Source organism: Microbulbifer maximicatervae (SeqCode), assembly GCF_052467615.1.
In genome coordinates this window covers 280,109-292,194 of record NZ_CP174319.1, presented here as the reverse complement: position 1 = coordinate 292,194, position 12,086 = coordinate 280,109, and the positions used below count along the sequence as shown (strand labels likewise).

The 12,086-nt window shown below is 52.5% G+C and carries 12 protein-coding genes; 4 read left to right on the top strand and 8 right to left on the bottom strand.

The features are described from left to right. Window positions 1-23 precede the first annotated feature (23 nt). From dapA to fabV, 5 genes are all read right to left on the bottom strand, one after another. Window positions 24-899 (bottom strand): 4-hydroxy-tetrahydrodipicolinate synthase, encoded by an 876-nt coding sequence (gene dapA, locus ACJJIM_RS01335; RefSeq protein ID WP_444912154.1) that lies wholly within the window; start codon window positions 897-899, stop codon window positions 24-26. A gap of 92 nt (window positions 900-991) precedes the next feature. Further along, window positions 992-1,957, bottom strand: a complete 966-nt coding sequence (lpxL, locus tag ACJJIM_RS01330) for an LpxL/LpxP family Kdo(2)-lipid IV(A) lauroyl/palmitoleoyl acyltransferase (protein ID WP_413664457.1) — start codon at window positions 1,955-1,957, stop codon at window positions 992-994. A 106-nt stretch (window positions 1,958-2,063) separates the two neighbouring features. Beyond that, complete coding sequence (locus ACJJIM_RS01325) at window positions 2,064-2,297, bottom strand: DUF2789 family protein (protein ID WP_413664456.1); 234 nt, start codon at window positions 2,295-2,297, stop codon at window positions 2,064-2,066. 149 nt (window positions 2,298-2,446) lie between these two features. Further along, window positions 2,447-3,490, bottom strand: coding sequence for an NADP(H)-dependent aldo-keto reductase (locus ACJJIM_RS01320; RefSeq protein WP_444912153.1), 1,044 nt, complete (start codon window positions 3,488-3,490; stop codon window positions 2,447-2,449). Window positions 3,491-3,601: 111 nt separating this feature from the next. Then, entirely contained in the window at window positions 3,602-4,780 is a 1,179-nt protein-coding gene (fabV, locus tag ACJJIM_RS01315) for an enoyl-ACP reductase FabV (protein ID WP_413664454.1), read from the bottom strand. A 480-nt stretch (window positions 4,781-5,260) separates the two neighbouring features. On the opposite strand from fabV, the gene ACJJIM_RS01310 reads away from it, so the two are divergent. The 3 genes from ACJJIM_RS01310 (at window position 5,261) to ACJJIM_RS01300 (ending at window position 7,138) form a co-directional block, all read left to right on the top strand. Next, window positions 5,261-5,689, top strand: coding sequence for an acyl-CoA thioesterase (locus ACJJIM_RS01310; protein ID WP_413664453.1), 429 nt, complete (start codon window positions 5,261-5,263; stop codon window positions 5,687-5,689). 79 nt (window positions 5,690-5,768) lie between these two features. After that, on the top strand, window positions 5,769-6,341 hold the full coding sequence (locus ACJJIM_RS01305) for a tRNA-(ms[2]io[6]A)-hydroxylase (RefSeq protein ID WP_413664452.1): 573 nt from the start codon (window positions 5,769-5,771) through the stop codon (window positions 6,339-6,341). 86 nt (window positions 6,342-6,427) lie between these two features. Further along, entirely contained in the window at window positions 6,428-7,138 is a 711-nt protein-coding gene (locus ACJJIM_RS01300; RefSeq protein ID WP_444912152.1) for a DUF2238 domain-containing protein, read from the top strand. 9 nt (window positions 7,139-7,147) lie between these two features. Here the strand turns inward: ACJJIM_RS01300 and ACJJIM_RS01295 are convergent, their stop codons facing one another. Next, window positions 7,148-7,624, bottom strand: a complete 477-nt coding sequence (locus ACJJIM_RS01295) for an Lrp/AsnC family transcriptional regulator (protein WP_413664450.1) — start codon at window positions 7,622-7,624, stop codon at window positions 7,148-7,150. Window positions 7,625-7,802: 178 nt separating this feature from the next. Between ACJJIM_RS01295 and ACJJIM_RS01290 the strand changes: the two genes are divergently transcribed. Next, the gene (locus ACJJIM_RS01290; protein ID WP_413664449.1) at window positions 7,803-9,476 is read left to right on the top strand and encodes an aminotransferase class V-fold PLP-dependent enzyme; all 1,674 of its coding nucleotides are present in this window, start codon (window positions 7,803-7,805) and stop codon (window positions 9,474-9,476) included. A gap of 19 nt (window positions 9,477-9,495) precedes the next feature. Here the strand turns inward: ACJJIM_RS01290 and ACJJIM_RS01285 are convergent, their stop codons facing one another. After that, the gene (locus ACJJIM_RS01285; protein WP_413664448.1) at window positions 9,496-10,398 is read right to left on the bottom strand and encodes a universal stress protein; all 903 of its coding nucleotides are present in this window, start codon (window positions 10,396-10,398) and stop codon (window positions 9,496-9,498) included. Further along, window positions 10,398-11,900, bottom strand: coding sequence for a SulP family inorganic anion transporter (locus tag ACJJIM_RS01280; protein WP_413664447.1), 1,503 nt, complete (start codon window positions 11,898-11,900; stop codon window positions 10,398-10,400). Before ACJJIM_RS01280 ends, ACJJIM_RS01285 begins: the two co-directional genes overlap by 1 nt. Window positions 11,901-12,086 lie beyond the last annotated feature (186 nt).

Below are 12,086 nucleotides of genomic sequence, written 5' to 3'. Positions count from 1 at the left end.
TGGTTAATTCTCAGTTCGCGGGTTTAGAGTACACCGGCACTGCGCAGAGCTTCGCGCACTGTTCCGTGGTGCTCAGGGGATAAACTTGTCAGAGGCAGGCGTATTCCACCGTCGACACGACCCATCTCCCGGAGAGCCCATTTCACCGGTATCGGGTTGGACTCCAAAAACAGCACTTTGTGCAATATTTGTATTCGCTGGTCAATTGTCCGTGCAGTCACCACATCACCGGCCAGCGCCGCTTCACACATTTGGGCCACTGCTGCGGGGGCCACATTAGCGGTTACACTAATATTTCCATGACCACCCAGTAACATTAGTTCAACCGCGGTACTATCGTCGCCAGAGTAAACGGCAAACCCTTCGGGCAGAGTATCTATTAAAACCTTAGCCCGCTCCAGGTCACCAGTGGCCTCCTTAATGCCTACGATATTGCCGACCAACGCCAGGCGCTGTACCGTTTCTGGCAGCATATCTACTGCTGTGCGGCCGGGAACATTGTAGAGAATTTGGGGAATGGAGACAGCTTTGGCCACCGCACGATAGTGCTGGTAGAGGCCTTCTTGGGTGGGCTTATTGTAATAAGGTGTAACCAGTAGGCAGGCATCTGCACCACATCGGGCGGCATTCTCTGTAAGGTCAATCGCTTCAGAAGTAGAGTTTGCGCCAGTTCCAGCAATCACTGGCACTCGACCTGCCACTTGGTCCACAACACGTCGAATAACCTCAATATGCTCATTGAAGTCCAAGGTTGCAGATTCACCGGTAGTCCCCACAGCAACCAGTGCTCGGGTCCCCTGCTCGATATGCCACTCAACGAGGTTGTGCAGACTGTCCCAATCCGGGCTTCCGTCTGCGTACATTGGGGTGGCCAGGGCCACCATACTACCGGTTAACATCCTCACTCCTTATTTTTTGCACTCCACCCGGAATACCACCGCCAGAGTCAGTTCAGTATGTTACTTAGGCCAGGGTATCTGCGCCAGTGCGACTAGCTCGCCACTCTTTTGCGTTTCTTTTTCTTTTTGCGTACCCCGTGATACACATTTTCTGCCCCTTCAGGACGGGTCTTAAAACGGCGATGCACCCACATGTATTGTTCTGGGGCCTCGCGAATACGCGCTTCGATAAACTGGTTCACCAAAATGGCATCTTGCAGCTCATCTCCCGAAGGGATCTGATCAATAGGATCGTAAATCTTCAAACGGTAACCTGAGCCATCATCCAGTCGTGTCACCACATAGGGCACCACTTTGGCCTTGCCGACCCTGGCGAACCGTGAGGTTCCCGTAACAGTCGCCGCCGGAACATCGAAGAAAGGAGCAAAGATCCCCTGCTTAATCCCATAATCCTGATCCGGAGCATACCAGACCGCACGCCCGCGCTGCAGGGCTCGCAATACCCCGCGCACATCTTTACGCTGATAAACACTGCCATTCTCAGTATGGCGCTCTCGCCCTTTGCGCTGCATGTAGTCATAAACCGGATTTTTGTGCGGCCGATACATGCCATCGAGAGTAATGCTCATCCCCATCATGGCGGCGCCGATTTCCAGGGTAGTGAAATGCATAGCCATCAGGAGAACGCCCTGGCCTTGGGCCTGGATGGCCTGCAGGGCTTCCAGCCCTTCAAAGGTAAAGCGTTTTCGTAACCATACGGCAGAGCGAAACCAGGCCATGCCGGTTTCCATCAAGGCGATTCCACTGGACTCAAAATTACGCCTAAGAAGTTCAGCTCGCTCACCTTCCCCCAGCTCGGGGAAGCACAGCGCAAGATTGCGTTCAGCAATCGTGCGTCGACTGGTAGCTACTCTTAGCATTAGGCGGCCAAACGCACGGCCCATGGCCAACTGCCAGCGATAGGGCAGTTGCGCGATCAAAAACCATAGTGCAAAAAGCAGCCAGGTCAGCCAGTAGCGAGGATGCAGCAATGCCGCGCGAAATCGGGGTTTTTCCATCAGATCTATATCAGGGTGTGGCGCCGAGGCGCAACCTAAGTCGGTTGAAAACGACGTAGTATACCCTATGCGAGGAGAGCGGGGACTGAGTAACAACCACAGGAGGTCAGTGCCTTAACAGGGTGTCCAACTCATCCACTGCGACACACCAATCCGAATCATCCAAGATAGCATTCTCCAGGAACTCTCGTTGCCCATCGCTCCAAAAGGAGGCGGAGGAAAGCTTCTCGTGACGGTGCAAATAGTGCGTGACCAGAAATTCATGGATCTGTGCATCTTCAGACGCCAGCCCCAACTGGGAAAACAGGTCCTTCAGTGTGTGATGTCCAGTAGTTTCCATAACGATTACCGCTATCTATTCTGGCAGCCATATTTTCATGGCGACTACCCCAATTATAGTTGGGCAGCCCCTGATTCATCCCGCATTATTCCTGCGGGGCTTTCAGAGGCATCACAGGCTTTCATCAATAGAATTCAGACTCTGCCCTTTTAGGGCGCCGGGTTGGGATTCCCCTGGTGTATAGCTTCGATAGCCGCTAATTGCTCACCATCCAGGGTAATTTCAACGCTGGAAATATTGGAACGCAATTGCTCGATAGTTGTGGCGCCAATGATATTTGAAGTGACAAATGGCTGCTGATTCACGAATGCCAGTGCCATCTGCGCAGGGTCCAGACCAAACTCCCGGGCCAAATCCACATAGGCCTGGGTCGCAGCCAGGGTTCGCTCTCCGGCGTAGCGCTGAAAGCGATCATAGCGGGTAAGTCGCGCACCCTCAGGCTTCCTTCCCCCCAGATACTTACCCGAAAGAACCCCAAATGCGAGGGGGGAGTACGCCAATAGGCCACATCTCTCGCGAATAGCAATTTCAGCGCAGCCAACTTCAAAAGCCCTGTTTAAAAGACTGTAGGGGTTTTGAATCGATACAATCCTTGGCTTCCCGTAGGCAATCGACTGCTGCAGGTACTCAAACATACCCCAGGGGGTCTCATTGGAAACACCGATATGACGAACCTTGCCCTGCTCAACCAACTCCTCGAGTGCGCCCAATGTTTCAGCTATAGACACACCATCGTCGCTGCCGTGGGTATAGTCCAGGCGCCCGAAGAAATTAGTTTGCCTTTCAGGCCAGTGGACCTGGTAGAGGTCAATGTAGTCAGTGCGCAAACGTTTTAAGGAATCGTCACAGGCCTGCAAAATCTGCTCTCGGTTCAGACGGGGACCCGAGCGAATATGGCCAACACCTGAATTGGCGGCACTGCGGCCCGCCACTTTAGTTGCGACAACAACCTGGTGCCTGCCTCCTCGCGCAGCCAACCAGTTGCCGATATATTCCTCGGTTCGGCCCTGGGTTTCTGGCCGTGGCGGTACGGGATACATTTCCGCGCAATCAATGAAGTTAACCCCTTGAGATATTGCATAGTCGAGTTGCTCAGCGGATTCAGCTTCATTATTTTGTTCACCATAAGTCATGGTGCCCAGGCAAATCTGGCTTACCTTAAGGTTGGTGGTGCCGAGTTGGCGATACTCCATTGAAAAGCCCCCATAAACCGAAAAACCGGATTATGCAGCTTTGCTAGGAAGAGTTGTAGGAGTGCGTTACGGAAGGGGAAACGGGACTCCCAAATGGAGTCCCGCATAAAATCAGCCAAATTTGGTATCTACAATGGGTGAGGTGTCGGCATCGTAATCAATACCATCAACACCAAATCCAAACAGCTTGAGGAAATCCGCCTGATAGCCCTTGAAGTCAGTCAAGTCGAACAGGTTCTCAGCAGTTACCTCTGGCCACAACTTTTCGATCTTCGCCTGGGTCTCAGGGCGCAGCTCTTTCTCGTCCATACGTAAACGGTTCACATCATCGAGACGTGGAGTATCGGTATAGAGCCCCTCAGTGTAGAGGCGGTATAGCTGTTCGATACAGCCCTCATGAGTCCCCTCTTCTTTCATGATTTTGTACGCAAGAGAGATATAGAGTGGCATCACCGGAATAGCAGAGCTGGATTGGGTCACCAGCGCCTTCAAAACGGCAACGTTAGCCGCAGCCTTACCGTTATCGGTGATCGCTTTTGCCGCGCGATCAAGATCTTCTTTAGCTTTACCGATAGTCGCGTGACCATAAATCGGCCAGGTCAACTTTTCACCGATATAGGTATAAGCCACAGTCTTGCAGTTATCAGCCAATACCCCGGCATCACCGAGGGCCTGCATCCACAGTTCCCAGTCTTCACCACCCATAACCTTGACGGTATTTGCGATCTCTTCGTCGCTCGCCGGCTCCAAAGTAATATCGGAGATCTCCAGCTTGTCAGTGTTCAGATTCTTGGCAGTGTAAGATTTGTTAATGGGCTTGAGTACAGAGCTATACAGCTCACCGCTTTTCGGATCTGTGCGACGCGGGGATGCCAAGCTGTAAACCACGAGATCAACCTGACCGAGGTCTTCTTTGATCATATCTACAGTCTGGGCTTTCACCTCATCTGAAAAGGCATCGCCATTGATACTCTTTGCGTAAAGCCCCGCTTTGTGGGCCTCCTGCTCAAAAGCTGCGGAATTGTAATAACCCGCAGAAGCCGTGCGCTTTTCAGTAGGCGGCTTCTCGAAAAACACACCAAGGGTGCTTGCGCCGCAACCAAAAGCAGCTGTAATTCGTGATGCCAGGCCGTAGCCTGTGGAGGCACCTATCACCAGCACCTTTTTGGGCCCATTTTCGACCGCTGGCTGGGACTGAATATACTCAATCTGCTCGCGTACGTTAGCAGCGCAGCCCTGCGGGTGGGCATTGGTACAAATAAAACCGCGTACTTTCGGCTGGATGATCATCCTTACAGTCTCTCCCTTCGTCTTTTGGGAATCGTTGTTACCTGATTACAGATACGCTGGTGGCGCTCCGGAGAACTATCAACCCAAGGTCGTGAGTGCGACGCCTGGGTCAGGTTCGTGGGCCATTCTAATCTCTGTCGCCGAGGAGTCCCATAGCGGTATTTCCCACAATCGATAGATGACGTCCAAAATATCTACTATCCCGGCCAAAGCGCCACATCCTGTTCAAAACCCAAACAGGAAATCGATATTTCCTGACTTTCCTGCACATAAAAGGGGCTACAGTGATTAATGTCGCGCCAAGCCGGTGCCACAAAAGGGCTAATTGACATATTTCCACAGGAAAACTCATCAACCGCGCTTTTTCTGGCTTGGCACGCTGTATGCAGTCTCACCAGTGAAGGAAGCTTTTCGCTGTCATACAGCAAGCCAGGGATAGCTCGAGCGTTGTTAAACCTGTAGTAAGTTAGGAAGGTCAGAGTGAAATACTATTCGCGACACTGTGTGAAACCCGGAGACCTCAATCCTGCCCAGCGCCTGTTTGGCGGACAGCTACTGTCCTGGATTGATGAGGAAGCAGCAATCTTTGCCGGCTGCCAGATGGGTACTCCAATGCTGGTCACCAAACTGATGTCGGAAATTGACTTCGTCAGCTCCGCTGGCTGCGGTGATGTGGTGGAGTTTGGATTCGAAGTGGTTGGTATCGGCCAAACCTCGCTCACAGTCCACTGCGAGGTTCGCAACAAACAGTCGCAGCAGCTGATTGTGCAAGTGGACCAAATTGTTTTTGTCGCGCTGGACGCAAATGGCAAGCCCACCCCTCACGCAAAGGCCGGCATGTCTCTGGAACAGGCCCGAATTGTTACTCAACAAGAGCGGGAGGTTCGCGAACGCAGAATTGCCAGCTGACTCTACCCCGGAGCAATAACGCTCTAGAGCAGTGAAACGGTGGCGGTATACTGACGCTTTGCACTAACCGCCATCGACTATGTTTGAACTGCGATTTCACACCCCCAAACCCTGGGCTCAAGTGGTGCTCGCCGACTTTGATCGATTCCTGCAGGACCATGCTGCCGCAGAGAAAAAGGCCTCCGGCATGGCGGTATCCATGTTCTCCCACTATCCCGACAAGCCCGTTTTAGTGGAAGCCATGATCAACCTGGCACTGGAAGAAATGAACCACTTCCGCCAGGTTATTAAGATTATGCATGATCGAGGGATCTACCAGGCACCGGATGAGAAAGATCCGTATATCAACGCCCTGCGCCAACTGATTCGCCGGGGGCCAGATGAATACTTGATGGACCGCCTGCTCACCGCAGCGATCATCGAAGCGCGGGGGTGCGAGCGCTTTGGACTGGTGGCTGAGGCACTGCCAGCTGGCCCCCTGAAAACCTTCTACCAGGTCATCACCGATAGTGAAGCTCGCCACCACGAACTATTTGTCGAACTCGCCCTGGAGTACTTTCCCCGCGAAAAAGTGGAAGCGAGGCTATCTGAATTACTCGACGAGGAAGCCGCGATTACTGCCGCACTCCCACACCGCGCGGCATTGCATTAGCGGACCGTAATTCAACGCAATTCCTATTCCCCTCCAATGGTGTATCCTGGCGCCAATCTCTAGCCCGACGTAGAGGCGCCAAACATATGCAGACTTTCCTTCGCCAACACTGGTTCCACCTGTTCTTATTGACCACATTTGCCATTACCTGGGCCTGGTCTGCCTGGAACCCCCTGCACCCCGATGACTGGTTGCTTGAGAACTATCTGGTATTTGCCGCTCTACCGATCATTTTGATCAGTGCACGGAGTTTTCCCTTATCAAATATCTCCTATACATTGATCACCATCTTCATGTGCCTTCATGTGATCGGCTCTCACTACACCTATGCCGAAACGCCTTTTGGCTACACCTTGCAGGAATGGCTGGGCTCCGATCGCAATATGTACGACCGCCTGGTGCATTTCAGCTTTGGCCTTCTCCTGGCCTATCCGGTGCGAGAGATTCTTGTGCGCCTGGCTCAGCTGCGTGGATTCTGGGCCTATTTCTTCCCGGTAGACGTGACTTTTGCGCTCTCATCAATCTACGAAATCATTGAGTGGCAAGCGGCAAAAGCTGTCTCTCCAGAATTGGGCGCAGCCTTCCTCGGCTCCCAGGGAGATATCTGGGACGCGCAGAAAGACATGCTGCTGGCGGGGCTCGGCTCTATCACCACCATGCTGGTGGTACTCGCCCTGAACCTGTGGTTGAACTCCAACGCCTGGAGTGAGATTCGCAACAGCCTTAAGGCCCCCCCGGGTGACAGCGCCCTGGGAGAAACCCGATTGCGCCACTGGTGGAGTAATCGACGCGGCTAGAATCCACCCCTATTTCGACAATGCATGATTTAGCGGTAAACGGGTTGTCTGCTTCATCGTCTCCATCACAAAACTGGAGCTGACATCAAACAGGTCGGCCTTGATTAGTTCCTTGTAGAGACGATCGTAGCCAGGCATATCGGTGACTACCGCTTTGATCAGATAGTCCAAATCTCCACTCATACGATGGACCTCAAGAATTTCAGCCACCCCCTGTATCAATTCGCTAAAACGGGCGGCCCACTGATCATTATGCTGGTTGGTACGAATTGAAATATAGACCGTCAGCGGCAAGTTCAGTTTTTGCTGATCGAGGAGGGTAACCCTGTCGCAAATCACCCCCTCATTCTCAAGACGGTGAATGCGGCGCCAACATGCCGACTTGGACATCCCAACCCGCTCGGCAATTTCCCCCACTGACAGGGTCGCATCAGCCTGCAACAGCTCGAGTATTGCCCTATCCAATTTGCTTAATCCTTCAGTCATCACTCAGTCCCCGCCTCGCCCAATCACACAAAAATAACGCTTTATGGCACAGTTTTACGATTTAAATCTTATTATCGGCACAATCATTCATAAATCACACAATAAAGGATACAAGTAGAGACATTGTTTCAAGCATTCGGGACTAAAGTGAGCCCCACAAAACAGGGGAAAGGAAATCATGACAGACCTGATAAAGCACATCCGCGACTCAGTAATCGGCGATATGCAAGCAATCGTAACGCCGTTTGGAAAACGTCCTCTGGTGTACGCCGACTACACAGCTTCCGGTCGTGCGCTGACATTTATCGAAGAGACTATCCGCCAGCAGGTACTGCCCTTCTATGCCAATACCCACAGCGAGAGCTCCTATACCGGTGCCCATACCACCGCGCTACGGGAGCAGGCCCGTGAAGAAATTCGTCAGGCAGTCAACGCCAGTGATAACCATAAAGTGATTTTTTGTGGTTCTGGTGCAACAGCCGCGATCAACAAATTGATCGATATTCTCAACTTGCGCCTGCCCGCAGACCTGGATAGGCAACACCAGCTCTTAAGTAGAATTCCCGAACATGATCGCCCGGTAATATTTATCGGCCCATACGAGCACCATTCCAATGAACTCCCCTGGCGAGAGAGCATTGCCGATTTAATCGCTATTCCACTGGATAAAAGAGGCAAACTTGACCTTGAAGTACTGGAATCAGAACTGCGCGCCCATGCCCATAGACCATTTAAAATCGGCAGTTTTTCTGCGGCCTCTAACGTAACCGGAATCAAAACAGATGTAGAGGCAGTGACTGCACTCCTTAAAAAACATGGAGCTTTATCATTTTGGGACTACGCCGCCGCAGCACCCTATGTGCAAATTAATATGCAAGGGCCAGCAACGCCGGATAGCCACTACCAAAAGGATGCCGTATTTATCTCCCCGCACAAATTCATCGGAGGACCCGGCACTCCAGGTATTCTGGTTGTACACGAAGACCTGCTGAAAAACTCGGTACCTGCTACACCGGGAGGCGGTACCGTCCTTTATGTCACACCGGAGGATCACCGCTATCTGGAAGACGCCGAGCGCAGTGAAGAGGGCGGCACTCCAGCCATTATCGAGTCGATCAGGGCCGGTATGGTTTTCAAACTTCAACAGACGGTGGGCGCAAAAGAGATTGGTCGACGCGAAACCCAATTTTTACAGCGGGCACTGCAACGCTGGTCGGAGGAGGAGGCCATTGAGATACTCGGCAATACTGACTCCGCACGACTATCCATCATCTCCCTGCGAATTAAATGGAACAATAAGGACCTTCACTACGGTTTTGTGGTGGCATTGCTCAATGACCTGTTTGGTATTCAGGTTCGCGGAGGCTGCTCCTGTGCCGGTCCCTATGGACACGCTTTATTGGGCATCGATATGGCCCACAGTAAATCCCTGGAAGAACAAATCCTGCAAGGTCAGAAGGTACTGAGACCCGGTTGGATAAGACTCAATTTTAACTATTTTATCAGCGAGGAGGTCTTCGAATACTTATTGGAGGCAGTGGCCCTGGTCGCCAACTACGGCTGGAGATTGTTGCCGTTTTACCGTTTTGACCCGCTCACCGGCGTATGGAGATATCAGGATAAGAAAATGAGGACATCGCTTGATATTTCTCAGCTGACATTTACTGATAAAGACACGCAACAAGAGCAGGAAAACCGTTGCAACTTAGATCTTAAGAGCTATTTAATGATGGGAGAAAAAGAGCTTCGCAAAGTTGCTCGCGAAGCCCATTTCTACGATTTAAGACTACCCGATGAGGCAGAACCCCTACGCTGGTTTGCCAGCCCCCGGGAAGCGGCACTGGCACTTTAAGTGGGAAGCGAAGGGGCTTCTACCGCAACAGCAACAGAGGCTGGCGGGCTTTCAACAACATTTTAACGGTGATGCTTCCCATCAGAAGGTCGTGCAGGCGGTTGTGACTGAAAGCTCCCATCACGGTTAGGTCAATCTGGTGCTCGGTTTGGTAGGCCACCAAAGCTTCAACGGTATTGCCGGTGAGATTACTGGCAGTGCAAGTGAGTCCTGCAGAATCCAGTTTGGCCGAGGCTTCAGCCAACAAATTCTCCGCAGTTTCAGCGGGCCCTACATAGACAAGGTGACAGGAGAGTTCGCGAAATAATGGGCTCTCTGCAACCATCGCCAATGCCTTGCACGAGGCCTCACTGCCATCGTAGGCAAGCATCACCCTGCTGGGCTCTGTGAAGTCCCGATTGACCACCAAAATCGGCTTGTGCAGTGAGCGCACTACTGTCTCCAGGTGAGCGCCAAGTCCACGCTCAGAATCCCCGTGCTCTTCACCGCGAATTCCCAACACCAGCGCGCGAATGGAGTCTTCCATTTCCACCACTGATTCTGTCAGGCTGTCGTGACGCTGGCAGGCTTTGATATTTTGCACACCGGCATCTTCGGCGCGGCTGCGGGCGGCCTGTAGCATCAGCTTGCCCTGCTGCACCATTAACTGCGCCCGCTGCTGCTCCAGCGCAGTTAACTCTTCCAGCAACTCCTCCTGACTTCCCAGGCCAATACTGCCGGTAAAATCGGTTACCGCAGGGACACTGCTTCTTTCGATGTTGTGCAACAGCTTCAGCGGTGCTTGCAGGCTCCTGGCCAGCCAGGCCGAGTAATCACACACCGCTCCAGTGTAATGAGAGCCATCGATACAAGAGAGTATCAATGGCGCTTTGCCGCCATTACCTGTGTTCTCATTGTTATTTTCGCTGTTGCTTACGGCCATCAATGTCCTCCAAGAACCCGCTCAATTTCCTCGGGCTTATCGTGTACGCCAAAACGGTCGACGATCGTTTCACTGGCCTCATTCAGTCCTACCAGCTCAACTTGTGCTCCCTCGCGGCGGAACTTAAGCACCACCTTGTCTAGCGCATTAACCCCGGAAACATCCCAGAAATGCGCGCGGTTGAGGTCGATCACCACCGTATCCACCACCTCTTTGAAATCAAATGAAGCGGTAAACTTATCGGCTGAATTGAAAAATACCTGCCCAATGACCTTGTAAGTGCGGCGACTCTGCTTTTCATCCAGGGAGCTGCTCACATACATAAAGTGACTGACTTTGTTGGCAAAGAACAGCGATGCCAACAGCACACCGACAAATACACCATAGGCCAGGTTGTGAGTCCACACTACCACAACCACAGTGGCCAGCATGACCAAATTTGTAGAGAGTGGGTAGTGCTTCAGGTTGCGGATGGAGCCCCAGTCAAAGGTGCCGATAGAGACCATAATCATGACTGCCACCAGCGCCGCCATGGGGATCACAGCAACCCAGTCACTGATAAACACTACCAGTGTCAGCAGACCGATACCGGCCACCAGAGTGGAAAGACGGCCGCGGCCACCGGATTTCACATTAATAACAGACTGGCCGATCATCGCACAGCCAGCCATACCACCCAGGGTACCCGCAGCAATATTGGCAATACCCTGACCTTTACACTCGCGGTTCTTGTCACTGGTAGTATCCGTCAGGTCGTCGACAATCGTCGCGGTCATCAGGGATTCCAGCAAGCCCACGACGGCCAGACCTGCGGAGTAGGGAAAGATAATCTGTAAGGTTTCAAAGTTAAGCGGAACTTCTGGCCAGAGGAAAACAGGCAAAGTATCCGGCAGCTCACCCATATCGCCGACAGTGCGAATATCCAATCCCATCGTCACTGCCACTGCGGTGAGGAGCAGAATACACACCAGCGGTGATGGCACAGCCTTGCCAATCACGGGGATATAAGGGAACAGGTAAATAATCCCCAGACCCGCCGCAGTCATTGCATAGACTTCCCAGGTGCCGCCGATCAATTCCGGCATTTGCGCCAGGAATATCAATATTGCCAGGGCATTGACGAACCCTGTCACCACAGCCCGGGAGACAAAACTCATTAAGCTCCCCAGCTTCAGGTAACCCGCAATAATCTGCAGTACCCCAGTCAATAAGGTTGCCGCAAGCAGATACTGCAACCCGTGTTCTTTCACCAGAGTCACCATCAGCAGAGCCATGGCCCCGGTGGCAGCGGAGATCATTCCCGGGCGACCACCGACAAATGCAATCACAACAGCGATACAGAAAGAGGCGTAGAGCCCGACCCTGGGGTCAACGCCCGCAATGATCGAGAAAGCGATGGCTTCGGGTATCAAAGCCAGGGCCACTACCAGGCCGGCGAGAACATCCCGACGTATGTTGCCGAACCAGTCGGCTTTGGTCGATGAGAGCAGCGAAGGAAACATAGGAGACAGCTAATTAAATTGAGATTGATCAAAAAAAGGCCGCGCACTCTAACATAAACGGCAGTAACCCCGCATGGCGCAGCCTCCCTCTCCCCACTTTTCCCCTGATAAATATCAGAACTGTCCACAGCTGTCCGACCGCGGACAAGGCGGACACCGGACACTTTTTGCGGACACCATTAAGAA

Excerpts from the sequence above, each read along its gene's own strand:
- fabV (WP_413664454.1), bottom strand. The coding sequence starts at position 4,780 with ATGATCATCCAGCCGAAAGTACGCGGTTTTATTTGTACCAATGCCCAC.
- ACJJIM_RS01320 (WP_444912153.1), bottom strand. The coding sequence starts at position 3,490 with ATGGAGTATCGCCAACTCGGCACCACCAACCTTAAGGTAAGCCAGATT.
- ACJJIM_RS01305 (WP_413664452.1), top strand. The coding sequence starts at position 5,769 with ATGTTTGAACTGCGATTTCACACCCCCAAACCCTGGGCTCAAGTGGTG.
- ACJJIM_RS01300 (WP_444912152.1), top strand. The coding sequence starts at position 6,428 with ATGCAGACTTTCCTTCGCCAACACTGGTTCCACCTGTTCTTATTGACC.
- dapA (WP_444912154.1), bottom strand. The coding sequence starts at position 899 with ATGTTAACCGGTAGTATGGTGGCCCTGGCCACCCCAATGTACGCAGAC.
- ACJJIM_RS01295 (WP_413664450.1), bottom strand. The coding sequence starts at position 7,624 with ATGACTGAAGGATTAAGCAAATTGGATAGGGCAATACTCGAGCTGTTG.
- lpxL (WP_413664457.1), bottom strand. The coding sequence starts at position 1,957 with ATGGAAAAACCCCGATTTCGCGCGGCATTGCTGCATCCTCGCTACTGG.
- ACJJIM_RS01280 (WP_413664447.1), bottom strand. The coding sequence starts at position 11,900 with ATGTTTCCTTCGCTGCTCTCATCGACCAAAGCCGACTGGTTCGGCAAC.
- ACJJIM_RS01290 (WP_413664449.1), top strand. The coding sequence starts at position 7,803 with ATGACAGACCTGATAAAGCACATCCGCGACTCAGTAATCGGCGATATG.
- ACJJIM_RS01285 (WP_413664448.1), bottom strand. The coding sequence starts at position 10,398 with ATGGCCGTAAGCAACAGCGAAAATAACAATGAGAACACAGGTAATGGC.
- ACJJIM_RS01325 (WP_413664456.1), bottom strand. The coding sequence starts at position 2,297 with ATGGAAACTACTGGACATCACACACTGAAGGACCTGTTTTCCCAGTTG.